Consider the following 24,923-nt stretch of genomic DNA (forward strand, 5'->3'; position numbering starts at 1 on the left):
TTCAGGCCCATCAGGCGGGCCTTGCGCAGGCGGTCCGCCCACTGCTCGGGGTGCACGCGGAAGTAGTGCAACCCACCGGACAGGATCCGGAACGGTTCGCCGTCGAGGGTGAAGCCGCCGTCGTCGATCTGGAGAAGAGGCATGGCGGGGGTGCTCCTGTGCAGGGATCGCAGGGGTGGAACGCGGGCTCGATCACATTATGTTTGCGTAAACATCAAGACGCTGGCAAGTCACGGGCCCGTTTCGTCTCGCCCGGCCCCCTCGCTGTGACCCAGCTCACATGCGATTCCTGTCAGCAATCGGCGCGCTGTCCCGCTCAAGTCCCCGAGAGCAAGCGCAACGACAGGAGCAGCACATGAAGCACCGCATCGTCGTTCTCGGCGCCGGCTACGCCGGGGCATACGTGGCCGGGACCCTGGCCCGCCGACTGTCCGCCGCTGACGCCGAGATCACCGTGGTCAACGCCGAGCCGCTCTTCGTCCAGCGGCTCCGGCTCCACCAGCTCGCGGCCGGCCAGCGGGTGGAGGCGCCCCCGCTGACCGACGTCTTCGCCGGTACGGGGGTACGGCTGCGCCTGGGCACGGTCACCGCGGTCGACCCCGACCGCAGGGCCGTCACGGTCGCCGGAGCCGGAGCCGGAGCCGGAGCCGGAGCCGGAGCCGGTACCGGCGTCGGGCCGGGAGCTGCCGACGCGCCCGGCGCCGACGGTCCCGAGGAGCTCCGGTACGACACGCTCGTGTACGCGCTCGGCAGCCACGGCGCCGACGGTGGCGTCCCGGGCGTGGCCGAGCACGCCTTCGACGTCGCCGCACGCGCCGAGGCGCTGCGCCTGCGCGCGTGCCTCGACCGCCTGGAGCGCGCCGGCGGCACGGACGGACGTGACGGACGTGACGGACGTGAGGGCCGGGCTGCCGGGCGCCGCCGCGTGGTCGTCGTCGGCGACGGGTTGACCGGCATCGAGACCGCCACCGAGATCGCCGAGTCCCGGCCCGGCCTCGCGGTGACGATGGTCGCCCGCGGCGAGCTCGGCGCCCGGCTCGACGCCGCCGCGCGCGACCACCTGCGCCGGGCCTGCGACCGGCTCGGCGTCACCGTCCTGGAGCACACCCGGGTCGACGCCGTCGAGGACACGCGCGTGCGGTGCGCCGACGGCACCGTCGTACCGTCCGACGTGACCGTGTGGGCGGCCGGCTTCGCGGTCGCGCCGCTCGCCGCCGCCGGCGGCCTGGAGGTGACCGAGGGCGGCCGGATCGTCGTCGACCGCACCATGCGGTCGGTCTCCCACCCGGACGTCTACGCCGTCGGTGACAGCGTCCTCGCCATCGGCGACAACGGCCGCCCGCTGCCGATGTCCTGCGCCTCGGCCGGATACACCGGCATGCAGGCCGCGGGGGCGATCGTGGCCCGCCTGACCGGTGGCGAGGTCCCGCGGGTCACGCTGGAGTACGTGGCCAACCACATCAGCCTCGGGCGGCGCGACGCGATCCTGCAGTTGGTCGACGACGAGGGCCGCGCGAAGCCGAAGCACGTGCTCGGCCGGAAGGCCGCGCGCATCAAGGCGGCCATCCTGTGGATGTCGCTCTGGACCACCTCGCACCCGACCTTCGGCCTGCCCCGGCGCAAGCACCGCCTGACCGCCGCGCCGACCGGGCCCGCCACGAAGCCCGTGCCCACGAAGTCGCCCACGACGGCCGTCGCCGGGCCGACGCGGACCCCCTAGGGTGATCCGCGTGGGCAGCGCCGCCGTCGACCGCTTCGACACCAGCCGGTTCGAGGCCAGCCGCAACCGGCTGGCCTCGCTGGCGTACCGTCTCCTCGGCTCCGCCACCGACGCCGAGGACGCCGTCCAGGACGCGTACCTCCAGTGGCAGGCCGCCGACCGGCAGCGGATCCGGGTGCCCGAGGCCTGGCTGACCAAGGTCGTCACGAACCTGTGCCTCGACCGGCTCCGCTCGGCCCGGGCCCGCCGCGAACGCGCCGTCGGCGCCTGGCTGCCCGAACCGCTCCTCGACGGCGACCCGATGCTCGGTCCCGCCGACACGTTCGAGCAGCGCGAATCGGTCTCCCTGGCCGTCCTGACCCTCATGGAACGGCTCTCCCCCGTGGAGCGGGCCGTCTACGTCCTGCGCGAGGCGTTCGCCCACAGCCACGCCGAGATCGCCGAGATCCTCGACATCACCGAGTCCGCCAGCCAGCAGCACCTCCACCGCTCGCGCCGCCACGTCACCGCCGCGCGCCGACGCGGCGCGGAGGTCGACCCCGCGTCCGCCCGCAGGGTCGTCGAGGAGTTCCTCGCCGCCGCCTCCTCCGGCCGCACCGAACGCCTCGTCGCGCTGCTCACCGACGACGCCGTCGCGCTCTCCGACTCCAACGCCGCAGGCCAGGTCGCGACGCTGCTGCGGTACGACACCCCGCGGCGCATCGCCGCCGCCGCACGGGCCGGCTTCACGCCCACGCCGGCGAAGCGGCGGCGCCTCGGGGCGCCCGCCCTCCACCACGCCCTCGTCAACGGCGCCCCCGCCCTCCTCTTCGTCGTCGACGACCAGGTCGTGGGCGCCATGACGTTCGACATCGCCGAGGGCCGGATCGCCGCCGTGCGCGGCATCGCCGCACCCGACCGGATCCTCCGCCTCGCCGCCGCCTGGCGGCGGCACGTACCGGATGCTCCGCTCACCACCCTCTGGTGAGCCGAAAACCGCACTCCCGCCCGATGTGACCTGCATCACATCGCGTCACGTCGGGCGGTCCCGCGGTGTCGTGAGGTCGAACACCTCGATACGGACAACTCACGGCGACGCACCGCCGGTTGAGGAGAACCATGGACACGCGCACCCCCTCGTCCTGGCCGACCGTGGCCACAGTGGTCGTCCTGCTCACGGCCGTCACCGGTCTGCTGCTCACCGCCTTCGCCTGGCCCTCCGTGCGGTCGGACGTGCACGACGTGCCCATCGCCGTCGCCGGACCCCCCTCCGCCGTCGAACGGGTCACCGCCGCCCTCGACCGGAGCCGGCCCGGCGCCTTCGACGTCACCGAGGTGCGCGACACCGCCGCGGCCGAGCGGTTGATCCGCGACAGGGAGGTCTACGGAGCCGTCGACGTCAGCTCCGGCGGCGCTCCCCGGGTCATCGTCGCCTCCGCCGCCGGTGCGACGGTCGCCCAGACCCTCCAGGGCGTCGGAGCCGCGCTCGGCCGGGCACCGGACCAGGGGGGCGCCGCCGCGCCCGCCCCCGGCCCCGCCCGCGACCTCGTCCCCCTGCCGGCCGACGACCCGCGCGGCGCCGGTCTCACCGCCGGGGCCCTGCCGCTGGTCATGGGCGGTCTGCTCGCCGCGCTGCTGCTGACCCGACTCGTCCGCGGCACGGCCCGCCGGGTCGTCGGCGCGCTCGCCTTCGCGCTCTGCGGCGGCCTGGCCGTGGCGGCGATCCTGCAGTTCTGGCTGGGCTCGCTGGACGGCTCCTACGCCGCCAACGCCGGAGCGCTCGCCCTCACCGTGGCGGCCACCTCCCTGACCGTCATCGGCCTGGAGTCCCTGCTCGGGGCCGTCGGCTTCGCCGTCGGCGCCGTCACCATGATGCTCATCGGCAACCCGCTGTCGGCAACGGCGACCGCCCCGGAGATGCTCCCCGGCTGGTCCGGCGAGCTCGGCCGGCTGCTCCCGCCCGGAGCGGGCGGCCAGCTGCTGCGCTCCACCGCCTTCTTCGACGGCCACGGCGCCACCCACCCCGTGACGGTCCTCCTCGTCTGGCTCGCCCTCGGCGCCGCGCTCCTCCTCGTCGGCACCCTGCGCCCTCACCACCGCGATCGCCCCGACCACCCCGCCGTAACCCCCGTGCCCACGGCGCCCACCCCCTAGTCTGTGTCCGACCCCCGCCCTAGGGGGCGCCCCCGAGAGATGAGAGGGTCTGGCGGGTGAGTGAGACACCGACGAACACCCTGCAATACCGCACCGACGGGCCCGAGGACGCCCCCGTCCTCGTGATGGGGCCCTCCCTGGGAACCACCTGGCACATGTGGGACCGGCAGATACCGGAGCTCACCCGTGACTGGCGGGTCGTGCGGTTCGACCTCCCCGGACACGGGGGCGCCCCCGCGCAGCCCTTCACGTCCGTCGCCGAACTCGGCGACCGGCTCCTCGCCACCCTCGACGGGCTCGGGATCCAGCGCTTCGGGTACGCCGGCTGCTCCCTCGGCGGGGCCGTCGGACTCGACCTCGCCCTGCGCGCCCCCCACCGGGTCGCCTCCCTCGCGCTGGTCGCCACCTCGCCGCGCTTCGGCACCGCCGACGAGTTCCGGCAGCGCGGAGTCATCGTCCGCACCAACGGCCTGGAGCCGATGGCCCGCACCGCGCCCGAACAGTGGTTCACGCCGATGTTCGCCGGGGCCCAGCCCGCCATCGTCGACTGGGCCGTGCAGATGGTGCGGACCACCGATCCGGCGTGTTACGTCGCGGCCTGCGAGGCCCTCGCCGTCTTCGACGTCCGCGAGGCCCTCGGCAGCATCGGCATCCCCGCCCTCGTCCTCGTCGGCTCGGAGGACCAGGTCACCGGCCCCGCCGAAGCCCGCACGCTGGTCGCCGGGATCTCCGACGCACGGCTCGCGGTCGTCCCCGGCGCCTCGCACCTCGCCCCGGTCGAGCAGCCCGCCGCCGTGACCGAGCTGCTCACCGAGCACTTCGCCGGGACGGCCGCGGAGGGCAGCGGCTCCCTGACCGTGCCGCCCTTCCCCGGCGCCCGCGTCGCGCCCGTCGCACCCGTCGCGCCTCCGGTCCCCGCCGCCGAGCCCGCCCCCGCCGCCCCGGCGGCCGAGCCCGCCGAGGCCGGGCGCCCCGACCCGTACGACCGGGGCCTCGGGCTGCGTCGCGAGATCCTCGGCGACGCGCACGTGGACCGGGCCCTCGCCGACGAGACCGCCGGGGACTTCCAGGAACTGGTCACCCGGTACGCCTGGGGCGAGGTGTGGAGCCGCGACGGGCTCGACCGGCGCACGCGCAGCGTCGTCACCCTCACGGCCCTGATCGCCGGCGGCCACCGGGAGGCGCTCGCGGACCACACCCGCGCCGCCCTGCGCAACGGCCTGTCGCCCGCCGAACTCCGCGAGATCGTGCTGCACGCCGCCGTCTACTGCGGGCTTCCCGCCGCCGACACGGCCATGCGCGTCGTCGGCCGCGTCGTCGCCGAGGAGACCACGCCGCCCGCGTGACCCCGTCGTAGTCTGGCCGCGTGAAGCTGACGAAGAAGTCCCACGCCTGTGTCCGGCTGGAGAAGGACGGGCGGACGCTCGTGCTCGACCCCGGGGCGTTCACCGAGGAGGACGCCGTCCTCGGGGCCGACGCGCTGCTCGTCACGCACGAGCACCCGGACCACTTCGACGAGGGCCGGCTGCGCGCCGCCCTCGAGGCGAACCCGGCCGCCGAGATCTGGACCCTGCGCAGCGTCGCGGACCAGCTCTCGGCGGCCTTCCCCGGGCGCGTGCACACGGTCGGGGACGGCGACGCCTTCTCCGCGGCCGGCTTCGACGTCGAGGTCCACGGCGAGCTGCACGCGGTGATCCACCCGGACATCCCGCGGATCACCAACGTCGGCTTCCTCGTCGACGGCGCCGTCTTCCACCCCGGCGACGCGCTCACCGTCCCCGACCGGCCCGTCGACACCCTGCTGCTGCCCGTCATGGCGCCCTGGAGCAAGATCTCCGAGGTCATCGACTACGTGCGGGAGGTCCGCCCCCGGCGGGCGTACGACATCCACGACGCGCTCCTCACCGACCTCGCCCGGCCCATCTACGACCGTCAGATCGGGCAGCTCGGCGGCACCGAGCACGCCCGGCTCGCCTCCGGGGCCTCCGCGGAGCTGTGAGGCCGCCGACTGTCACACCCCGCCAGTAGGCTTGCGGCCATGCGCATCGCCACCTGGAACGTCAATTCGATCACCGCCCGGCTGCCCCGGCTCCTGGCCTGGCTGGAGAGCAGCGGCACCGACGTGCTGTGCATCCAGGAGACCAAGTGCACCGCCGAGCAGTTCCCCACCGAGGAGCTGCGCGCCCTGGGATACGAGTCGGTGGTCAACGCCACCGGGCGGTGGAACGGCGTCGCCCTGGTCTCCCGCGTCGGCCTCGACGACGTCGTCACCGGCCTGCCCGGCGGACCGGAGTACGACGGCGTGCAGGAGCCCCGGGCGATCTCCGCGACCTGCGGCCCGGTGCGGGTCTGGTCGGTGTACGTGCCGAACGGCCGCGAGGTCGCCCACGAGCACTACGCCTACAAGCTCCGCTGGCTGGAGGCCCTGAAGGCGGCCGTGGCGGACGACGCGGCCGGTGAGCGGCCCTTCGCGGTCCTCGGCGACTACAACATCGCGCCGACCGACGAGGACGTCTGGGACATCTCCCTCTTCGAGGGCGCCACGCACGTCACGGAACCCGAGCGGGCCGCGCTCGCCGGGCTGCGCGAGACCGGTCTGGCGGACGTGGTGCCGCGCCCGCTCAAGTACGACCACCCGTTCACGTACTGGGACTACCGCCAGCTCTGCTTCCCGAAGAACCGCGGCATGCGGATCGACCTCGTCTACGGCAACAAGGCGTTCGCCGGGGCCGTCCGCGACAGCTACGTGGACCGCGAGGAGCGCAAGGGCAAGGGCGCGTCGGACCACGCCCCGGTCGTCGTCGACCTCGACGTCTGACCGGCGCCCCCGGGGACGATCTCCGCGCGCCGGGTGGTGGTCCGGCGGGTGGCGGTGCGAGGCTGTTCGGATGAACATCCCGTTTCTGGACAAGTGGCGCAAGCGGCCCGAGACCGGGGAGTCCCCGCTGGTCGCGGCCTTCGACCGCGACCCTGAGGGGGTCGCCGAGCTGCTCGCCGAGTGCGAGCTGCTGCGCGCCCACGTCGAGAGGGCCGGGGTGGTGCTCGACGACACCCCGCGCTCCCTCCAGGAGCTCGACCAGCTGCCGCCCCGCTGGCGCGATGACCCCGAGGAGCTGCCCTGGATCGGGAACGACGCCGGGCTCTACCTCGGCACGGTGGTCGTGCGGAACGTTTCCGGGGCCCACTGGCAGGTCCGGCCGGGCGGCGGTCCCGTGGTCCGGCTCGCCTCCGGCCGGGAGATCCAGGTCGTCGAGGCGGGCCTCGACTGGGCGATGACCGGTTCGCCCGAGCTCTCGCAGGTCTACGCCGAGGCCGCCGAGGTCTGAGGGGCCGGGCCCCCGTCCGGTCTCTCCCCGCGCACCCGCCTTCCTTCGTGCGCCCCCGCTCACGGGGCCCCGGCCGGACGCGCGACCACTCTTCCGCAGTAAATACGGCTTATTCCCCTTTCATGCGTGTCTGGCGTGAAGTCCCTTTTCTTCGTGGATAGTTTGCGCTGACTCGACACCGCTGAGAATGGGGCAGGGCAGCGTATGGCCGTCGTCGATCCGCTGATCGAACTGCGTGACGTGAACAAGCACTACGGCTCGCTGCACGTCCTCCAGGACGTCAACCTCACCGTCGGGCGGGGCGAGGTCGTCGTCGTCATCGGCCCCTCCGGATCGGGGAAGTCCACCCTCTGCCGTGCCATGAACCGGCTGGAGCCCGTGGAGTCGGGCGAGATCGTCGTCGACGGACAGCCCCTTCCCGCGGAGGGCAAGGCGCTCGCCCGGCTCCGCGCCGAGGTCGGCATGGTCTTCCAGTCCTTCAACCTCTTCGCCCACAAGACCGTCCTCGCCAACGTCTCGCTCGCACAGATCAAGGTCCGCAAGCGCGGGAAGGCGGAGGCGGACCGGCGCTCCCGCGAACTCCTCGACCGGGTCGGCCTCGCCGCCCACGCCGACAAGTTCCCGGCGCAGCTCTCCGGCGGCCAGCAGCAGCGCGTCGCCATCGCCCGCGCCCTCGCCATGGACCCCAAGGCGCTCCTCTTCGACGAACCGACCTCGGCCCTCGACCCCGAGATGATCAACGAGGTCCTGGAGGTCATGCGGCAGCTGGCCCGGGAGGGCATGACGATGGTCGTGGTCACCCACGAGATGGGCTTCGCCCGCTCCGCCGCGAACCGCGTGGTCTTCATGGCCGACGGGAAGATCGTCGAGGACCGGACGCCGGAGGACTTCTTCACCGCCCCGCGCAGCGACCGCGCCAAGGACTTCCTCTCCAAGATCCTCACGCACTGACCGGGGTGGGAACCACCATGCACCGAACCCCTCGGACGCGTCCGCCCCGGCGGACGCACCGGACGCACAGGACGCACCCGACCACTCGGGCCCGAGCGCCCCGGCGGACTCGCCGGACCCTGGCCGCGCTCGCCCTGCTGCTCGCCGCGGCGGGCGTGCTCGGCGGCTGCGGCCGCGAGGGCAGCCCGCCCGTCAAGGGCCCGCAACCCGACGAACTCCCCGTCTACGAGGTTCAGTCGGGCTTCGCCCTGCCCGACTCCGCCACCTGGAAGCGGGCGAAGCAGCGCGGCCGGCTCGTCGTCGGCGCCAAGGAGGACCAGCCGTACATGGGGGAGAAGGACCCCGCCACCGGCCGCTACTCCGGCTTCGACATCGAGATCGCCAAGATGATGTCCGCGTCCCTCGGCTTCGACCCGGCCACGATCCAGTTCCGCACCATCGCCTCCGCCAACCGCGAGACCGCCCTGCAGAACGGCCAGATCGACTACTACGTCGGCACCTACACCATCAACGACAACCGCAAGAAGCTCGTCGGCTTCGCCGGGCCCTACTACCAGGCCGGCCAGTCCCTCCTCGTGCGCACCGACGAGGACGACATCGCGGGCCCCCAGGACCTGGACGGCAGGCGCGTCTGCTCGGCCGCCGGCTCCACCCCGTACCAGCGCATCGAGAAGGACTACCCGAAGGCAGAACTCGTCGCGTACGACACCTACTCGGTCTGCGTCGACAACCTCCTCACCTACCAGGTCGACGCCGTCACCACCGACGACACCATCCTCATGGGCTACGCGGCCAAGGTCCCCGACGAACTCAAGGTCGTCGGCGAGCCGTTCTCCAAGGAGCCGTACGGCATCGGCGTCCCGCACTCCGACACCGCGCTGCGCCTCGCCCTCGACGACGCCCTCGCCGCGCACGAGAAGAACGGCGACTGGAAGAAGGCCTACGACGCCACCCTCGGCCTCTCCGGGGTGCCCGCCCCGCAGCCGCCGCCCATCGACCGCTACCCGGCCAACTGAGGACCCGCACAGCTGACATGGACGTACTGACAGAGAACTTCTCGCTCTACGGCGAAGGGTTCCTCGGCACCGTCGAACTCACCGTCTACGCCTCGGCGCTCGCCCTCGTCCTGGGCTTCGTCATGGCCTCGTTCCGGGTCGCGCCCGTGGGCTCCTTCCGGGTCTTCGGCGCGGTCTGGGTGGCGGTCCTGCGCAACACCCCGCTCACCCTCCTCTTCTTCGCGGTGATGCTGGGCCTGCCCCGCTTCGGACTCGTACTGCCCTTCGAGCTGTTCGCGGTCCTCGCGCTCGGCTGCTACACCTCGGCCTTCGTCTGCGAGGCGCTGCGCTCCGGCATCAACACCGTGCCCCGCGGACAGGGCGAGGCCGCCCGCAGCCTCGGCATGACCTTCACCCAGACGCTCGGCACCGTCGTCCTGCCGCAGGCCTTCCGCTCCGTGATCCCGCCGATCGGCTCCACCCTGATCGCCCTCGCCAAGAACTCCGCCATCGCCGGGGCCTTCAGCGTCACCGAACTCCTCGGCACCTACAGGACCTTGAGCGAACTCGGCTACAACATCGTCTGGACCTTCGTCTGGATCGCCGTCGGATACCTGATCATCACCCTCACCATCAGCGCCGTCTTCAACGTCCTGGAGAAGCGCTGGGGAGTCGCCCGATGACAAGCGCCACCGCCCTCTACGACATCCCCGGTCCGCACGCCCGCCGCCGCCACCTCCTCTACGGCGTCGCCTCCACCGTCGTCATCCTCGGCCTGGCCGGCTGGATCCTCTACCTCCTCTTCGACACCGGCCAGTTCACCTCCGCCAAGTGGTCGCCCTTCCTCTACGAAGGCATCCAGGAGCTGCTCCTCAGGGGCCTCGGGAACACCCTCAAGGCCTTCGCCTACGCGTCCGTGCTCTCCCTCGCGCTCGGCGCGCTCCTCGCCACCGGGCGGCTCTCCGACCACCGGCCGGTGCGCTGGCTCGCCACCCTGGTCGTCGAGTTCTTCCGGGCCATGCCCGTCCTCGTGATGATCTTCTTCGTCTTCGTGGCCCTGAAGGTGCAGCCGCTGCCCGCGCTCGTCGCCGGACTGACCCTCTACAACGGCTCGGTGCTCGCCGAGGTCTTCCGCACCGGGGTGAACTCCGTCTCGCGCGGCCAGGGCGAGGCCGCCCACGCGCTCGGCATGCGCAAGACGCAGGTCATGACCTACGTCCTCGTGCCGCAGGCCGTCCGCGCGATGCTCCCCGCCATCATCAGCCAGCTGGTGGTGGCCCTGAAGGACACCTCGCTCGGCTTCCTCATCACCTACGAGGAGTTCCTGCACGCGGGCAAGCTGATCGCCTCGAACCTCGACTACGACCTGCCGTTCATCCCCGTCGTCCTCGTCATCTCGCCGATCTACATCGGCATGTGCATGCTGCTCTCCTGGTTCGCGACCTGGGTCGCCCGCAAGGAGCGCCGCAACCCCAGGACGCGGGCCGTCGACGTCGCCGCGGCCGAGCCGGGGACGGCGCTGCCGGGCGGCCGGTAGCCCGCGAGGAGCCCCGCCCGCCCGGCAGCAGCCGGTGATCACTCCGCCCGCAGCGGCACCGACACGTACGAGGGGTCGGCCGTGGGGGAGGAGAAGGTCAGCTGCGCGCCGGTCGGGTTGTGCTCGATGTAGAGCGGGTCGACGGTGTCGACGACCAGCGCGAGCCGGTGTCCGGCGGGCACGTCGTACGCCGTGGAGAACAGCTCCAGGTCGACGGCGAAGGGCTGCCCGGGGGTCCGGCCGTGGAAGGTGTACGGGGCGTTCGTCACCAGCTTGCCGACGCCCAGCGGGCCGACGTCGTAGAGGTACGCGACGAAGGTGCCGCTCTCCTCGGCGGGGGTGACCGTGGTGTGCAGGCGCGTCGTGCCGCGCACGCGCTGCGGCGTGTCGTACCGCTCGGACTGCCAGACGCCGGCGAAGGCGCGGGGGAGGAGGGGGACCGAGACCGTCGGCGGGGTCCGCAGCAGCTGGTCCAGGAGGTTGGAGAGCAGGACCACTCCGCCGTTGGCCCCGGAGTCGACGTTCGCCCAGACGCGCTGCGTGCCGCCGAGGGCGAACTTCCGCTGGTTCGCCTGCACCGACTTCCAGTCCGGGTAGCCCTCGTAGCCGCCGGTCGAGCGGGGCTTCAGCCGGACGGGCTGCTCGCGGTCCACGCCGTTGTCCAGGCCCTTGAGGTGGTGGTCGAACCAGCGGTGGGCGCTGGTCCAGGTGTCGTTGGGCAGCCCGAGGAGACCGGTGGCCTCGGCGGTGGCGTGGTCGCCCGGCCGGAACTCGAGCCGCTTGGGTCCGGTGAGCCGCTCGTAGAAGTCCGCGTACTGGTTGGGCGGGAAGATGGTGTCGCCCCAGGCGTTGCCCAGCATGACGGCGGTGCCGTTGGCGTTGATCCGGTCCAGGTACGTGGCGGCGGAGCGCTTCCGGCCCCAGGCGATCATGGACTCCTCCTCGGCCAGGTTGGAGGAGAGGAAGTCGCCCAGCAACTTGGTGAGTTCGGGGCCGGGTCGGCCGGTGAGGAAGCCCGCGCCGCCGAGCAGGGCGGCCGCCTGGAGGTGCTGGGTGCGCCCGCTGTAGATGGAGTCGATGAGGTCGGCCCAGCCGCTGAGGGCGGCGACGGCCTTGATCCGCTCGTCGTGCGCGGCGGCGATGAGGCTGATCCCGGCGCCGTAACTCACGCCCGCCATGCCGACCTTGGCGGGGTCGGCCGGTGTGTGGGCGAGCGCCCAGTCGATGACGCGGGAGGCGTCCGCGATGTCCTTCGGTCCCGCCGTCTCGATCTCACCGCCGGACTGCCAGAAGCCGCGCGAGTTGTAACTGACCACGACGTAGCCGGAGTCGGCGAGCTGCTTGGCCTGGGCGAGGTACTCGATCTGCGGCACGGCCCAGCTGGTGGGGAGCACGATTACGGGGTAGCGGACGGAGCCGTCGGCTCCGGCCGGGGTGACGACGTTCGCCTTGAGGACGGTGCCGCCGTCCCCGGCGATGTCGACGAAGCGGATGCCGGACTCCTCCGCGTGCGCGGCCGGGGCGGCGGTGAGGGCGGTGCCGGCCAGCAGGGCGGCCGCGGCGGCGCCGACGGAGGCGGAACGGAAGGCCTTGCGCGGGTGTCTCACGGGGCTCACGGGTCACTCCTCGCTGGTGTCACCGGTGGGGTCGGTGCGAAGTGACCCGACGGTAACCGTGACGGCTTACCCGTGGTAACCGGTCGGTATGTTACGCGCCGGTAACGATTGCGCGCACGTGGCGCGGGCTCCAGGCTTGGCCCGTGGACCACGCCGAGCCCGCCCCCGACGTCTTCGATCCGCGGATCTACGCCTCCGGACTCCCGCACCCGGCCTTCCGCGCCCTGCGCGACCGGGCGCCCGTGTCCCGACAGGAGGAGTACGAAGTCCTCGGCTGGCCCGCCGGACCCGGCTTCTGGGCCGTCACGCGGCACGCCGACGTCGTCCGGGTCCTCAAGGACCCCGCGACGTACTCCTCGTCGCTCGGCGCCACCCAGATCAGGGACCCCGACCCCGCCGACCTGCCCTTCATCCGGCGCATGATGCTCAACCAGGACCCGCCGGACCACGGCAGGCTGCGGCGGCTCGTCAGCCGGGCCTTCACCCCGGGGCGCGTCGAGCGGTTCGCCGACACCGCGCGCGGGCGGGCCCGCGATCTGATCGCGGCCGCGGCCGACGAGGCCCGCGCCGCCGACGGCGAGGTCGACCTCGTCCGTACCGTCACCGACGACTACGCGCTGCTCAACCTCACCGACCTGCTCGGCGTGCCGGCGAGCGACCGGGGACTCCTCCACACCTGGACCGAGCGCGTGATCGCCTACCAGGACCCCGACGAACCACCCGTCCTGGACGCCGAGGGGCGGCCCGTGAACCCCCGCTCACCCGCCCTGCTCGCCGAGATGTTCGCGTACGCGCGGGAACTCGCCGCCCACAAGCGGAAACACCCCGCCGACGACGTCATGACCTCTCTCGCCGCCTGCGAACTGGCCGACGCCGAAATGGAGATGTTCTTCTTCCTGCTCACCGTCGCCGGCAACGACACCGTCCGCTCCGCCGCTCCCGGAGGGCTGCTCGCCCTCGCCGGACACCCGGACGAGCAGGAGCGGTGGTGGCGCGGCGACGTCGCCGTCGACACGGCCGTCGACGAACTGCTGCGCGTGCACCCGCCGGTCATCTCCTTCCGGCGCACGGCCGTCCGCGCCACCGAACTCGCTGGGGTCCCGATCGCCGCGGGCGACAAGGTCGTCGTCTTCCACGCCTCCGCCAACTTCGACGAGCGCGTCTTCCGGGACCCGCACCGGCTGGACCTGGCGCGCACTCCCAACCCGCACGTCTCCTTCGGCGACGGGCCGCACGTCTGCCTCGGCGCCCACTTCGCCCGGCTCCAGCTGCGGATCCTCCACGAGGAGCTGCGCGACGCCTGCGGCGGACTGACCCTCGCCGGTGCGCCCCGCCGCCTCGTCTCCAACTTCATCAACGGGATCAAGACGCTGCCGGTGCACTGGTCCCCCCGGCCCCGGCACCGGCCCCAGCCCCCGTCCCGGCCCCTGCCCTCGCCCCAGCCTCCGTCCCGGCCGCTTCCGCCGCCCCCGGGGCCGGGGCCGGAGCGGTGAGCGCCGCTCTCGTGACGTCGCCGACCAGCTCCACCACGTCGGGGCCGTACGCCTGCGAGTTGACCACCTTGAGGAGGAGGACGAACGAGCCGCCCTTGTGGGTCCGGGCCAGTCGTTCGTGGTGACGGGCGAGGTAACGGGTCGCCGCCTGGTTGGTGATCGCCCGCTGCCCGCAGAAGAGGAAGACCGGCCGGCCGCCCTCGCCCGCCCTCACCCGGGCGAGGACGACGTACTCGGTCGTCCCCGGATCCATCCGGTAGCGCTCCCCGCCGACCTCTATCGCGCCGCGCTCCTCCGGCGGCTCGACCTCCGTGTCCATGGTCAGGCCCGGCAGCAGACTCGACACGTGAGCCGCCATACGCCTGTTCGAGTACGGCCCCCCGAGGCAGAACTCCGTACGGTCGCCGAAGCCCAGATGGGTCACGTCGTGCTGGACGATCTGCGCGTTCGCCCCGCAGTCCTTGATGAGCGTGGCGAGTTCGAGGAGCGCGAACACGTCGAAGCGGTGCACCGCCCCGACGCCGCCCGCCTCCCTGTTGACCACGAGCAGGCACTCGGAGTGGCTGGGCAGCCCGAAGAACGCCTGCTTGCGCCGGAGCCGCCGACGCCAGACATACGTCCGGGTCAGCCAGCCAAGGGACGCGCTGACGCCCGTCGCCAGCACGCCGAGCACGATGTTGCGCAGGTCCTCGTCCATGGGCGGGCATGCTAGCGCCTGGCCGGGCGGCCCGACCGGCCGAACGTTCGAAGCGGCGGTCCTGACGGAGGCGCCGGACAGAAGTTAGGCTGCCCGGACGGTCGTTGACTGGAGGTCGGGATGCGTGGTTCCACCGCACGTTACGGATCGCTCGTGGCCGTCGCCGCGACGGTGCTCTCCGTAGGGGCCGCCGCCCCGCCGGAGACCGCGCCCGCGCCGCCACCGGTCAAGACGCCCGTGGCCGTCGGGTACGGCGGCGCCGTCGCCAGCGTCGACGCGGACGCCTCCGCCGCCGGCATCGAGGTGCTCCGCAAGGGCGGCAACGCGGTGGACGCGGCCGTCGCCGTCGCCGCGGCCCTCGGCGTCACCGAGCCGTACTCCGCGGGCATCGGAGGCGGCGGCTACTTCGTCCACTACGACGCGAAGAGCCGTACCGTCCACACCATCGACGGCCGCGAGACCGCGCCCCGTTCGGCCGACGCCGGACTCTTCCTGGAGAACGGCGCGCCCATCCCCTTCGAGGAGGGCATGACCAGCGGTCTCGGCGTCGGCACCCCCGGCACCCCGGCGACCTGGCGGACCGCGCTCGACGCCTGGGGCACCAAGCGGCTCTCCACCCTCCTCGAACCCGCCGAACGGCTCGCCCGCGACGGCTTCACCGTCGACGCCACCTTCCGCGCCCAGACCGCCGCCAACGAAGCCCGCTTCCGCGACTTCCCGGCCTCCACCGCCCTCTTCCTGCCCGGCGGGCAGCTGCCGGCCGTCGGCAGCGTCTTCAAGAACCCCGACCTGGCCCGTACGTACGACACCCTCGGCCGCGAAGGCGTCGGCGCGCTCTACCGGGGCCCGCTCGCCCGCGACATCGTCACCACCGTCCGCACGCCCCCCGTCCGCGAGGGCGCCACCCGAAAGGTCCGCCCCGGCGACCTGACGGAGCGCGACCTCGCCGCGTACCGCACCGAGTCCCGCAGGCCGACGAAGATCTCGTACCGCGGCCTCGACGTCTACGGCATGGCGCCGTCCTCCTCCGGCGGCACGAGCGTCGGCGAGGCCCTGAACATCCTGGAGGGCACCGACCTCGCCGCCGCCACCCCGGCGCGCTACCTGCACCGCTTCATCGAGGCGAGCCGCATCGCCTTCGCCGACCGCGGTCGCTGGGTCGGCGACCCCGCCTTCGAGTCCGTCCCCACCCGCGAGCTGCTCTCCCAGCGGTACGCCGACTCCCGCGCCTGCCTCATCCGCGACGACGCCGCCCTCACCAGCCCCCTCGCCCCGGGCGACCCCCGCGACCCGGTGCCGTGCGCGACCGGCGGGACGGCGGCCCCCACGACGTACGAGGGCGAGAACACCACCCACCTGACCGTGGCCGACAAGTGGGGCAACGTCGTCGCCTACACCCTCACCATCGAGTCCACCGGCGGCAGCGGCATCACCGTGCCGGGCCGCGGCTTCCTGCTCAACAACGAGCTGACGGACTTCTCCTTCGCCCCCGCGAACCCCGCCGTCCACGACCCGAACCTGCCCGGCCCCGGCAAGCGGCCGCGCTCGTCGATCTCCCCGACGATCGTCCTCGACCGCCACGACCGCCCCGTCCTCGCGCTGGGCTCCCCGGGCGGCGCGACCATCATCACCACCGTCCTGCAGACCCTCACGGGCGTCGTCGACCGCGGCCTCCCGCTGGTCGACGCGATCGCCGCCCCCCGCGCCAGCCAGCGCAACCAGGCCACGACGGAGCTCGAACCCGCCCTGTGGAACAGTCCGCTGCGCGCGGAACTGGAGTCCCTGGGCCACGCGTTCCGCCAGAACCCCGAAATCGGCGCGGCCACGGCAGTCCAACGCCACCCGGACGGCCGCTGGACGGCCGCCGCCGAAACCACCCGCCGCGGCGGCGGCTCGGCGATGGTGGTGCACCCGGTGCGGTGACACCCCTGGTAGGTGCTCGGTGCCCTGGCCCCGTGCCCGTGCGGGGTCAGAGTGCCGTCAGGACGCGCGGGCCCGCGTCCGTGACGGCGACCGTGTGTTCCGCGTGGGCCGCGCGGGAGCCGTCGGCCGTGCGGATCGTCCAGCCGTCGCGCGCCGTGTAGTGGTCGTCGCCGCCGCCTGCGACGAGCATCGGTTCGATGGCGAGCACCATGCCGTGGCGCAGCCGCATGCCCCGGCCCGGGCGGCCCTCGTTGGGGACGCCCGGGTCCTCGTGCATGGTGCGGCCGATGCCGTGGCCGCCGAAGCCGTCCGGGATGCCGTACCCCGCGCGGCGGCAGACCCGGCCGATCGCGTGGGCGATGTCGCCGATGCGGTTGCCGACGACGGCCGCCGCGATGCCCGCCTCCAGGGCCTCCTCGGCGGCGGCGATCAGCCGGGTGTCCTCGGGTCTGGCCCGGCCGACCGTGAAGCTCACGGCCGCGTCGCCCGCCCACCCGCCGAGCAGGGCGCCGCAGTCGGCGGAGACCAGGTCGCCGTCGGCGAGCCGGGTCCCGTCCGGGATGCCGTGCACGATGGCGTCGTTGACCGAGAGGCACAGGACCGCGGGGAAGGGCGTCGGGGCCCAGTCCGGGTGATAGCCGAGGAAGGGCGAACCCGCCCCCGCCTCGGCCAGGACCTCGCGGGCCGCGCGGTCGAGCTCGGCCGCCGTGACGCCGGGCGCCGCCTTCTCCCGTACGGCCGCGAGGGCGCGGGCGACCACCCGGCCGGACTCGCGCATCGCCGCCAGGGACTCGTTCGTCTTGATCTCCACCATGCCCATTACTATACCGGTATAAGAATGGGGTCGGGGCGGTATGATGGGGTCATGGTGCGCACCCCCCTGACTCCCGAAGAGCGTGAGCGCGGCGAGCGGCTCGGCCTGATCCTGCGCGAGGCGCGCGGCGACCGCTCGATGGTCGAGATCGCCGCCGCCGCGGGCCTCTCCGCCGAAACCCTCCGCAAGATCGAGACCGGCCGCGCCCCCACGCCGGCCTTCTTCACGGTCGCCGCGCTCTCCGGCGTCCTCGGACTCTCGCTGGACGACCTCGTGGCGAACTGCGCCCTCCTGCCCGCCTGAGCCCGGTCCCGGGAGCCTCCGCGCGGCTCCCGTCCGCCCCGGCATAGGCTGCCGGGCATGATGCCCGAGGAGCTGCGCCGCGGCCGCTACGTCAGCCTGACCACCTTCCGGAAGAACGGAACGGGGGTCGCCACGCCCGTCTGGTACGCCGTGGAGGGCTCCGAGCTGTACGCCTGAACCCGCACCGACTCCTGGAAGGTCAAGCGGCTCCGCAACGACCCCAGGGTCGAACTCGCCGTCTGCGACGTGCGCGGGAACGTCCCGGAGGGCGCCCAGCGGGTCACCGGCGAGGCCCGGCTCGTGACGGGGGAGGAGCTGCGCCGGATCAGGCGGCTCATCGGCCGCAAGTACACCTGGCAGTTCTGGTTCGTCGACCTGCCCGCGACGGTCGCCCGGCTCGGGAAGCGTCCGCACACCGGAATCGTCGTGACCCTCTGAGGCACACCGACGAAAACCGTCCGTAGTCGCCCCGTAACACGACTGCGGTGCAATACCCGCGGACCGGAAGGTTCCAGTCGACGGCGGGGCAGGTGCGAAGCGCATGACGGTACATCAACTTCCGGTGGAAGTCGCCGCGTTCACTCGGTGGCTGACGGAGCTCGCGGGCCGCATCAGGGTGGACGACGGCTGGTACGCCGTCTTCGCCGAGCGCGACCCGGACGGCCTGCGCGCCTGCTTCGAGGGTACGGAACTCCTGCCCTGGGACGTCGTCGAGTCCCTGCTCCAGGACGCGGGCGAACCCTCCGGCGGACCTGCCGCCGTCCACGGCAGGGCGCTGTACGAGGCGGCCGCGGCCGCCCACGACCGGCGCCCCGGCGCCACGCGGGCACTCGCCGAGCGCCGGCGGCTGATGGAGGACGAGCGCCGGTACGCCCAGACCCGGAGCCGGGAGCTGGCCGAACGGCTCCGCGCGGCGCGCACGCCTGAGGACGTGGCCCGGCTGGAACACGACCTCGCGTGGACGCGCGACGACCACGCCCGCGCCGCGGCCCGCACCGCGGACCTCGACGCCCGACTGGCGCACCTGGCCCGCCTCGACGGGGCGCGTGAGCCCGAGGGGCCCGTGCGAGGGGTGGCCGCGGGGACCGTGCCGGGGGTGACCGCGGGGACCGTGCCGGGGGTGGCCGCGGGGGCGGGCGAGGCGGCCGGACCGGGGGGCCGCGACCGCCTCGATCAGGCCGGCGCCCGCCCTGGCGCGGCCGAGGCTCCCGGCCGGGGGACCGCCGCTCCGGGGCGCCGTCGCCCCCGCGGCGCGCGGTACGCCTGGCTGGAGGAGGCAGAGGAAGAAGCGGCACCGGTCCCGGCCGCGCTGCTGAGCCTGCCCTCGCTGCCCGCCGGGGGCGGGGCCCTGCGCGGCGCCCGCTTCGGCGGGGCAGCCGAGGCGCCCGCGGATCCGCCCCCGGGTGCCGCCGCCTCGGCGCTCGCCGCGTCCGCCGCGTCCGCCGAGGGTGCGCGCGCGGCCGCCGACGCTGTCCACGCCCTGGGGCGGCTGCGCGCGCAGGGCCGCAGCGGCGACGCGCACGCCCTGCTCTGCGAGGCCCTCGCCGGGCCGACCGCCCGGCTCCCGGCCCTCGCCGAGGAGCTGCACCGTGCCGGGCTCGCCGCCGACTGGGCCACCCTCCTCTGGGAGGCGGCCTCGCTGGCCCCCGAGCGGCTCGCCGCCGTCGCCGGAGCCCTCGCCGACGCGGGCCGGACGGACGACTGCGCGCAGCTCCTGCGGCAGGGCGTGGCCCGCCCGGTCGAGGAGCTGGCGGGGGCGTGCGCCGCCCTGCACGCCGAGGCGCACCACCGGGAGGCCCACGCCCTGCTCACCGCCTTCGTGCGGGTCCGGCCCCCGGAGGACGCGGCCCGGCTGGCCGCCGCCGACCCGCACGGACTCGTGCCCCAACTCCGCGCGGCCGCCCGCGCGGTCTCGACGGCGCGCGAGCGGGACCTGCTGCACGCGCTGCGCGTCGCGGGCCTGGCGGGCGCCTGACAGCGGGTCCCGGCTTGACAGCGGGTCCCGGCCCGAGGGCGCGTACTGGCGCGTCCCGCCCCGACCGCGGGTCCGCCCTGCCTGTGCGTCCCGCCCGGAGACCCCGCCCGGCCCACTCCACATCCCCTTCCGCACATCTATCCGTATGTGTCGGTAGGTGTCCGGAGTGGACCACTCGGGTATGAAACATGATCGACTCCACCGCTTCACGGCGGTGGTCTTGCTCCGGGGTGTGACGGGGCTTACGTTCTCCTCCTACGCATCGCGTCTACGTGCGTAGAGGCTCTCTGACGCCGTGCCGAAGGAGCAGCTCATGACCGACGTCGTACGCGCCGCGCTCGTCCAGGCGACCTGGACCGGCGACACCGAATCCATGATCGCCAAACACGAGGAGCACGCCCGGGAGGCCGCCCGGCAGGGCGCCAAGGTGATCGGCTTCCAGGAGGTGTTCAACGCCCCCTACTTCTGCCAGGTCCAGGAGCCGGAGCACTACCGCTGGGCCGAGCCCGTCCCGGACGGCCCCACCGTCCGCCGGATGCGGGACCTCGCCCGGGAGACCGGCATGGTGATCGTGGTCCCCGTCTTCGAGGTCGAGGGCGAGGGGTTCTACTACAACACCGCGGCCGTGATCGACGCCGACGGCAGTTACCTCGGCAAGTACCGCAAGCACCACATCCCGCAGGTCAAGGGCTTCTGGGAGAAGTACTACTTCCGGCCCGGAAACGCCGGATGGCCCGTCTTCGACACCGCCGTCGGCCGGGTCGGCGTCTACATCTGCTACGACCGCCACTTCCCCGAGGGATGGCGCCAACTCGGGCTGAACGGCGCCCAGTTGGTCTACAACCCGTCGGCCACCCACCGCGGCCTCTCCTCCTACCTCTGGCAGCTGGAACAGCCCGCCGCCGCCGTCGCCAACGAGTACTTTGTCGCCGCCATCAACCGCGTCGGCATCGAGGAGTACGGCGACAACGACTTCTACGGCACCAGCTACTTCGTCGACCCCCGCGGCCAGTTCGTCGGCGACGTCGCCTCCGACAAGGAGGAGGAACTCATCGTCCGCGACCTCGACTTCGGCCTCATCGAGCAGGTCCGCCAGCAGTGGGCCTTCTACCGCGACCGGCGCCCCGACGCGTACGACGGGCTGGTGACGCCGTGAGCAGCCTCCACGACCGCCACCGCGCCGTCGCCCCCGACTGGCTCGCCCTCTACTACGACGAGCCGATCGAGATCACCCACGGCGAGGGCCGCCGCGTCTGGGACGCCGACGGCCGCGCGTACCTCGACTTCTTCGGCGGCATCCTCACCACGATGACCGCGCACGCCCTGCCCGAGGTCACCAAGGCCGTCGCCGAGCAGGCGGGCCGGATCATCCACTCCTCCACGCTCTACCTCAACCGCCCCATGGTGGAGCTCGCCGAGCGGATCGCGGCCCTCTCCGGCATCCCCGACGCCCGCGTCTTCTTCACCACCTCCGGCACCGAGGCCAACGACACGGCCCTCCTCCTCGCCACCGCGTACCGCCGCTCGAACCAGATCCTGGCGATGCGCAACAGCTACCACGGCCGCTCCTTCTCCACCGTCGGCATCACGGGCAACCGCTCCTGGTCGCCCACCGGCCTCTCCCCGCTCCAGACCCTGTACGTGCACGGGGGCGTCCGCAGCCGCGGCCCGTACGCCCAGTACACCGACGAGCGGTTCACCGAGGCCTGCGTCGCCGACCTGGAGGACCTCCTCGGGCACACCCGGGACGTCGCCGCCCTCATCGCCGAACCTGTCCAGGGCGTCGGCGGCTTCACCTCCCCGCCCGACGGCCTCTACGCCGCCTTCCGCCGCGTCCTCGACCGCCACGGAACCCTCTGGATCTCCGACGAGGTGCAGACCGGCTGGGGCCGCACGGGCGACAACTTCTGGGGCTGGCAGGCCCACGGCCAGGCGGGACCGCCCGACATGCTCACCTTCGCCAAGGGCATCGGCAACGGCATGTCGATCGGCGGAGTCGTCGCCCGCGCCGAGATCATGAACTGCCTCGACGCCAACTCCATCTCCACCTTCGGCGGTTCGCCCGTCACCATGGCCGCGGGCCTCGCCAACCTCGCGTACCTCCTCGACCACGACCTCCAGGGCAACGCCCGCCGCGTCGGCGGACTCCTCCTGGAACGGCTCCGGGGCGTGGCCGCCGGTGTCGACGCCGTACGCGAGGTCCGCGGCCGCGGTCTGATGATCGGCGTCGAACTCACCGAACCCGGCACCGAGCGGGCGGACCCCGGCGCCGCGAGCGCCGTCCTGGAGGCCACCCGGGAGAACGGCCTGCTCATCGGCAAGGGCGGCGGCCACAACACCAGCGCCCTGCGCGTCGCGCCCCCGCTCTCGCTCACCGTCGCCGAGGCCGAGGAGGGCGCCGCGATCCTCGAACAGGCCCTCCGGTCCCTGTAACCCGGGAGGAACCCGTGAGCACCCGCACCCTCATCCGCGGCGGCCTCGTGATCACCGCCGCCGACGAGCTCCACGCCGACGTCCTGATCGAGGACGGCCGGATCGCCGCCCTCGCCGCGCACGGCTCCGACGCGACGGCCGGCTGGACCGCCGACCGCACCATCGACGCCACCGACCGGTACGTCATCCCCGGCGGCGTCGACGCCCACACCCACATGGAACTGCCCTTCGGCGGCACCTCAGCCTCCGACACCTTCGAGACCGGCACCCGCGCGGCGGCCTGGGGCGGCACCACCACCATCGTCGACTTCGCCGTCCAGACCGTCGGCCGGCCGCTGCGCGAGGGGCTCGACACCTGGTACGAGAAGGCCGACGGCGTCTGCGCGGTCGACTACGCCTTCCACATGATCCTCTCCGACGTGAACGAGCACACGCTCAAGGAGATGGACCGGCTCGTCCAGGAGGGCGTCACCTCGTTCAAGCTCTTCATGGCGTACCCCGGCGTCTTCTACAGCGACGACGGGCAGATCCTGCGCGCCATGCAGCGCTCCGCCGACAACGGCGGGCTGATCATGATGCACGCCGAGAACGGCATCGCGATCGACGTCCTCGTCGAACAGGCCCTCGCCCGGGGCGAGACGGACCCCCGCTACCACGGCGAGGTCCGCAAGGCCCTCCTGGAGGCCGAGGCGACGCACCGGGCCATCCAGCTCGCCCGGGTCGCCGGAGCGCCCCTGTACGTCGTCCACGTGTCGGCGCAGGAGGCCGTGGCGGAGCTGGCGGCGGCGCGGGACAAGGGCCTCCCGGTCTTCGGCGAGACCTGCCCGCAGTACCTCTTCCTGTCGACCGACAACCTCGCGGAGCCGGACTTCGAGGGCGCCAAGTACGTCTGCTCGACGCCGCTGCGCCCGAAGGAGCACCAGGCGGCGCTCTGGCGGGGCCTGCGCACCAACGACCTCCAGGTGGTCTCCACCGACCACTGCCCGTTCTGCTTCGTGGGGCAGAAGGAGCTGGGCCGAGGCGACTTCTCCAAGATCCCGAACGGTCTGCCGGGCGTGGAGAACCGCATGGACCTGCTCCACCAGGCGGTCGTGGACGGGCACATCTCGCGCCGCCGCTGGATCGAGATCGCCTGCGCCACCCCGGCCCGGATGTTCGGCCTCTACCCGCAGAAGGGGACGATCGCGCCGGGCGCGGACGCCGACGTCGTCATCTACGACCCGCACGCGACGCAGGTGCTGTCGGCGGAGACCCACCACATGAACGTCGACTACTCGGCGTACGAGGGGAAGACGGTCATTGGCCAGGTGGAGACGGTCCTCTCCCGCGGCGAACCCGTTATCGACCAGCGGAAGTTCGTGGGCCGCGCCGGCCACGGCGTCTTCACCCCGCGTGCCACCTGCCAGTACCTGAACTAGGAGATCCCGACGTGGACTTCGGACTCGTCCTGCAGACCGACCCGCCGGCGTCGCAGGTCGTCGGCCTGATGCGCCGGGCGGAGCGCAACGGCTTCCGCTACGGCTGGACCTTCGACTCCGCCGTGCTCTGGCAGGAGCCCTTCGTCATCTACAGCCAGATCCTGGCCAACACCACGAAGCTGCACGTCGGGCCGATGGTGACCAACCCCGGCACCCGCACGTGGGAGGTGACCGCCTCCACCTTCGCCACCCTCAACGACATGTACGGCAACCGCACGGTGTGCGGCATCGGCCGGGGCGACTCCGCGATGCGGGTCGCCGGCCGCAAACCCAACACCCTGGCCCGGCTCGGCGAGGCCATCGAGGTCATCCGCGACCTGGCGGAGGGCCGCGAGGCGACCGTCGACGGCAGCCCGATCCGCATCCCCTGGATCACGCAGGGGAAGCTGCCCGTCTGGATGGCGGCGTACGGGCCGAAGGCCCTCGCCCTGGCCGGGCAGAAGGCGGACGGGTTCATCCTCCAGCTCGCCGACCCGTTCCTCACCGAGTGGATGGTCAAGGCGGTCCGGCAGGCGGCGCGGGACGCCGGCCGGGACCCGGACGCCCTCACGATCTGCGTCGCCGCCCCCGCGTACGTGACCGCGGACGACTCGCCCGAGGCCCTCGCCCACGCCCGGGACCAGTGCCGCTGGTTCGGCGGCATGGTCGGCAACCACGTCGCCGACCTGGTCGACAAGTACGGCGAGCACTCCGGCATGGTGCCGGAGGAGCTCACCGCGTACATCAAGAACCGGCACGGCTACGACTACAGCCACCACGGCCGCGCCGGAAACCCCGACACCGCCTTCGTCCCCGACGAGATCGTCGACCGCTTCTGCCTGATCGGCCCCGCCGAGGCCCACATCGACAAGTTGCGGCACCTCAAGGACCTCGGCGTCGACCAGTTCGCCGTCTACGACATGCACGACAACAGAGAGGGCACCATCGACGCCTACGGCTCCGACATCATCCCCGCTCTTCGCTGACGTCCCTGGTTGACGCCCTGGCCGACCTCGCGCGACGAAGGCCGGCCGAGGGGTGTCGGCTCCCGGGCGGCGGGCACGCGGTCAGTCGACCGGCCGGGGCGGCGCAGCGCGTCCGTACCGGGCCCGAGAGCGAAGGAGCACCGTTGTGGCGGACAACCTGTGGGACTACAGCCCGACCTGTGGGCACCGGACCGGCACGGACCTGGCCGGCTGGAGCGTGATGGCCACCGACGGGTTCGTGGGGCGCGTGGACGAACACTCCGAGGAGGCGGGCGACGCCTGGCTGGTCCTGGACGCGGGAGCGTGGATCTTCGGAAAGCTGCTGGTCCCCGCGAGCGCCGTCGTCCGGTGCGAACCGGACGAGAAGACCATTCGTCTCGCCCTCACGCGGGGGCAGGTCGAGGACGCCCCCCAGCACCTCTCCGGGACCGACCGCGCCGACGGGCAGTACCGGGAGGACGTGGCCGCGTACTTTTTGGAGGCCGCCCGCAGCAGGTGAGGCGGGCGCCCTCCACGGGCGGGGCCTGATACGCCGCTGGTCCGCCCCGCGTCTGCGGGGCGGAC

At 73.1% G+C, this 24,923-nt stretch carries 23 protein-coding genes and 2 pseudogenes; 21 read left to right on the plus strand and 4 right to left on the minus strand.

Translation table 11 applies throughout. The features are described 5' to 3' along the window. Positions 1–143 (minus strand): beta-galactosidase (locus ACWDVG_RS29780; protein ID WP_451703799.1); only part of this gene is annotated, 143 nt, incomplete at its 3' end. 212 nt (positions 144–355) lie between these two features. On the opposite strand from ACWDVG_RS29780, the gene ACWDVG_RS29785 reads away from it, so the two are divergent. The 11 genes from ACWDVG_RS29785 to ACWDVG_RS29835 all read left to right on the plus strand — a co-directional run bounded on the left by ACWDVG_RS29785 (position 356) and on the right by ACWDVG_RS29835 (position 10,662). Continuing rightward, complete coding sequence (locus tag ACWDVG_RS29785; protein WP_451703765.1) at positions 356–1,720, plus strand: NAD(P)/FAD-dependent oxidoreductase; 1,365 nt, start codon at positions 356–358, stop codon at positions 1,718–1,720. Positions 1,721–1,730: 10 nt separating this feature from the next. Then, positions 1,731–2,687 carry a sigma-70 family RNA polymerase sigma factor gene (locus tag ACWDVG_RS29790; RefSeq protein WP_451703767.1) on the plus strand — a complete coding sequence of 319 codons (957 nt, stop codon included), beginning with the start codon at positions 1,731–1,733 and terminating at the stop codon, positions 2,685–2,687. A 131-nt stretch (positions 2,688–2,818) separates the two neighbouring features. After that, entirely contained in the window at positions 2,819–3,853 is a 1,035-nt protein-coding gene (locus ACWDVG_RS29795) for an ABC transporter permease (RefSeq protein WP_451703768.1), read from the plus strand. A gap of 56 nt (positions 3,854–3,909) precedes the next feature. Further along, entirely contained in the window at positions 3,910–5,199 is a 1,290-nt protein-coding gene (pcaDC, locus tag ACWDVG_RS29800) for a bifunctional 3-oxoadipate enol-lactonase/4-carboxymuconolactone decarboxylase PcaDC (RefSeq protein ID WP_451703770.1), read from the plus strand. Between the two features lie 20 nt (positions 5,200–5,219). Further along, entirely contained in the window at positions 5,220–5,852 is a 633-nt protein-coding gene (locus tag ACWDVG_RS29805) for an MBL fold metallo-hydrolase (protein ID WP_451703772.1), read from the plus strand. 39 nt (positions 5,853–5,891) lie between these two features. Beyond that, on the plus strand, positions 5,892–6,671 hold the full coding sequence (locus ACWDVG_RS29810) for an exodeoxyribonuclease III (protein WP_451703774.1): 780 nt from the start codon (positions 5,892–5,894) through the stop codon (positions 6,669–6,671). 70 nt (positions 6,672–6,741) lie between these two features. Next, a complete protein-coding gene (locus ACWDVG_RS29815) occupies positions 6,742–7,179 on the plus strand; it encodes a DUF6278 family protein (RefSeq protein WP_451703775.1) in 438 nt (145 codons plus the stop codon). A gap of 204 nt (positions 7,180–7,383) precedes the next feature. Then, positions 7,384–8,130 (plus strand): amino acid ABC transporter ATP-binding protein, encoded by a 747-nt coding sequence (locus ACWDVG_RS29820; protein ID WP_451703776.1) that lies wholly within the window; start codon positions 7,384–7,386, stop codon positions 8,128–8,130. A 17-nt stretch (positions 8,131–8,147) separates the two neighbouring features. Continuing rightward, positions 8,148–9,146, plus strand: coding sequence for a glutamate ABC transporter substrate-binding protein (locus ACWDVG_RS29825; protein ID WP_451703778.1), 999 nt, complete (start codon positions 8,148–8,150; stop codon positions 9,144–9,146). Between the two features lie 17 nt (positions 9,147–9,163). Further along, entirely contained in the window at positions 9,164–9,808 is a 645-nt protein-coding gene (locus ACWDVG_RS29830; RefSeq protein ID WP_451703780.1) for an amino acid ABC transporter permease, read from the plus strand. Further along, positions 9,805–10,662: an amino acid ABC transporter permease gene (locus ACWDVG_RS29835; RefSeq protein WP_451703781.1), complete on the plus strand. Its 858-nt coding sequence runs from the start codon at positions 9,805–9,807 to the stop codon at positions 10,660–10,662. The genes ACWDVG_RS29830 and ACWDVG_RS29835 overlap by 4 nt, the downstream gene beginning before the upstream one ends. Positions 10,663–10,700: 38 nt before the next feature. On the opposite strand, the gene ACWDVG_RS29840 is transcribed toward ACWDVG_RS29835, so the two are convergent. Beyond that, a complete protein-coding gene (locus ACWDVG_RS29840) occupies positions 10,701–12,269 on the minus strand; it encodes an alpha/beta fold hydrolase (RefSeq protein WP_451703801.1) in 1,569 nt (522 codons plus the stop codon). Between the two features lie 152 nt (positions 12,270–12,421). On the opposite strand from ACWDVG_RS29840, the pseudogene ACWDVG_RS29845 reads away from it, so the two are divergent. Then, positions 12,422–13,666: pseudogene (locus ACWDVG_RS29845) on the plus strand (cytochrome P450); the annotation flags it as partial. On the opposite strand, the gene ACWDVG_RS29850 reads toward ACWDVG_RS29845, so the two are convergent. Then, on the minus strand, positions 13,641–14,468 hold the full coding sequence (locus ACWDVG_RS29850) for a hypothetical protein (RefSeq protein WP_451703783.1): 828 nt from the start codon (positions 14,466–14,468) through the stop codon (positions 13,641–13,643). The pseudogene ACWDVG_RS29845 and the gene ACWDVG_RS29850 sit on opposite strands and share 26 nt — an antisense overlap. Before the next feature lie 120 nt (positions 14,469–14,588). Between ACWDVG_RS29850 and ggt the strand changes: the two genes are divergently transcribed. Continuing rightward, the gene (gene ggt, locus ACWDVG_RS29855) at positions 14,589–16,391 is read left to right on the plus strand and encodes a gamma-glutamyltransferase (protein WP_451703785.1); all 1,803 of its coding nucleotides are present in this window, start codon (positions 14,589–14,591) and stop codon (positions 16,389–16,391) included. Positions 16,392–16,437: 46 nt separating this feature from the next. On the opposite strand, the gene map is transcribed toward ggt, so the two are convergent. Continuing rightward, on the minus strand, positions 16,438–17,205 hold the full coding sequence (gene map / locus ACWDVG_RS29860) for a type I methionyl aminopeptidase (protein ID WP_451703787.1): 768 nt from the start codon (positions 17,203–17,205) through the stop codon (positions 16,438–16,440). A gap of 51 nt (positions 17,206–17,256) precedes the next feature. On the opposite strand from map, the gene ACWDVG_RS29865 reads away from it, so the two are divergent. The 8 genes and pseudogenes from ACWDVG_RS29865 (at position 17,257) to ACWDVG_RS29900 (ending at position 24,858) form a co-directional block, all read left to right on the plus strand. Next, complete coding sequence (locus ACWDVG_RS29865; protein WP_451703788.1) at positions 17,257–17,508, plus strand: helix-turn-helix domain-containing protein; 252 nt, start codon at positions 17,257–17,259, stop codon at positions 17,506–17,508. Between the two features lie 57 nt (positions 17,509–17,565). Then, a pseudogene (locus tag ACWDVG_RS29870) lies at positions 17,566–17,946 on the plus strand (PPOX class F420-dependent oxidoreductase). 103 nt (positions 17,947–18,049) lie between these two features. Beyond that, positions 18,050–19,483 carry a UL36 very large tegument protein gene (locus ACWDVG_RS29875; protein WP_451703790.1) on the plus strand — a complete coding sequence of 478 codons (1,434 nt, stop codon included), beginning with the start codon at positions 18,050–18,052 and terminating at the stop codon, positions 19,481–19,483. A gap of 313 nt (positions 19,484–19,796) precedes the next feature. Continuing rightward, positions 19,797–20,639: a nitrilase-related carbon-nitrogen hydrolase gene (locus tag ACWDVG_RS29880; protein WP_451703792.1), complete on the plus strand. Its 843-nt coding sequence runs from the start codon at positions 19,797–19,799 to the stop codon at positions 20,637–20,639. Then, entirely contained in the window at positions 20,636–21,916 is a 1,281-nt protein-coding gene (locus ACWDVG_RS29885) for an aspartate aminotransferase family protein (protein ID WP_451703793.1), read from the plus strand. The genes ACWDVG_RS29880 and ACWDVG_RS29885 overlap by 4 nt, the downstream gene beginning before the upstream one ends. A 14-nt stretch (positions 21,917–21,930) precedes the next feature. After that, complete coding sequence (hydA, locus tag ACWDVG_RS29890) at positions 21,931–23,334, plus strand: dihydropyrimidinase (RefSeq protein WP_451703795.1); 1,404 nt, start codon at positions 21,931–21,933, stop codon at positions 23,332–23,334. Positions 23,335–23,345: 11 nt separating this feature from the next. Then, positions 23,346–24,359 (plus strand): TIGR03842 family LLM class F420-dependent oxidoreductase, encoded by a 1,014-nt coding sequence (locus ACWDVG_RS29895; RefSeq protein ID WP_451703797.1) that lies wholly within the window; start codon positions 23,346–23,348, stop codon positions 24,357–24,359. Between the two features lie 145 nt (positions 24,360–24,504). After that, positions 24,505–24,858 carry a PRC-barrel domain containing protein gene (locus ACWDVG_RS29900; protein WP_451703798.1) on the plus strand — a complete coding sequence of 118 codons (354 nt, stop codon included), beginning with the start codon at positions 24,505–24,507 and terminating at the stop codon, positions 24,856–24,858. The last annotated feature ends 65 nt before the right edge of the window (positions 24,859–24,923 follow it).

The organism is Streptomyces sp. NPDC003327 (assembly GCF_053589515.1).

Excerpts from the sequence above, each read along its gene's own strand:
- ACWDVG_RS29785 (WP_451703765.1), top strand. The coding sequence starts at position 356 with ATGAAGCACCGCATCGTCGTTCTCGGCGCCGGCTACGCCGGGGCATAC.
- ACWDVG_RS29795 (WP_451703768.1), top strand. The coding sequence starts at position 2,819 with ATGGACACGCGCACCCCCTCGTCCTGGCCGACCGTGGCCACAGTGGTC.
- ACWDVG_RS29810 (WP_451703774.1), top strand. The coding sequence starts at position 5,892 with ATGCGCATCGCCACCTGGAACGTCAATTCGATCACCGCCCGGCTGCCC.
- ACWDVG_RS29815 (WP_451703775.1), top strand. The coding sequence starts at position 6,742 with ATGAACATCCCGTTTCTGGACAAGTGGCGCAAGCGGCCCGAGACCGGG.
- ACWDVG_RS29820 (WP_451703776.1), top strand. The coding sequence starts at position 7,384 with ATGGCCGTCGTCGATCCGCTGATCGAACTGCGTGACGTGAACAAGCAC.
- ACWDVG_RS29825 (WP_451703778.1), top strand. The coding sequence starts at position 8,148 with ATGCACCGAACCCCTCGGACGCGTCCGCCCCGGCGGACGCACCGGACG.
- ACWDVG_RS29830 (WP_451703780.1), top strand. The coding sequence starts at position 9,164 with ATGGACGTACTGACAGAGAACTTCTCGCTCTACGGCGAAGGGTTCCTC.
- ACWDVG_RS29835 (WP_451703781.1), top strand. The coding sequence starts at position 9,805 with ATGACAAGCGCCACCGCCCTCTACGACATCCCCGGTCCGCACGCCCGC.
- ACWDVG_RS29850 (WP_451703783.1), bottom strand. The coding sequence starts at position 14,468 with ATGGACGAGGACCTGCGCAACATCGTGCTCGGCGTGCTGGCGACGGGC.
- ggt (WP_451703785.1), top strand. The coding sequence starts at position 14,589 with ATGCGTGGTTCCACCGCACGTTACGGATCGCTCGTGGCCGTCGCCGCG.
- map (WP_451703787.1), bottom strand. The coding sequence starts at position 17,205 with ATGGTGGAGATCAAGACGAACGAGTCCCTGGCGGCGATGCGCGAGTCC.
- ACWDVG_RS29865 (WP_451703788.1), top strand. The coding sequence starts at position 17,257 with ATGGTGCGCACCCCCCTGACTCCCGAAGAGCGTGAGCGCGGCGAGCGG.
- ACWDVG_RS29875 (WP_451703790.1), top strand. The coding sequence starts at position 18,050 with ATGACGGTACATCAACTTCCGGTGGAAGTCGCCGCGTTCACTCGGTGG.
- ACWDVG_RS29880 (WP_451703792.1), top strand. The coding sequence starts at position 19,797 with ATGACCGACGTCGTACGCGCCGCGCTCGTCCAGGCGACCTGGACCGGC.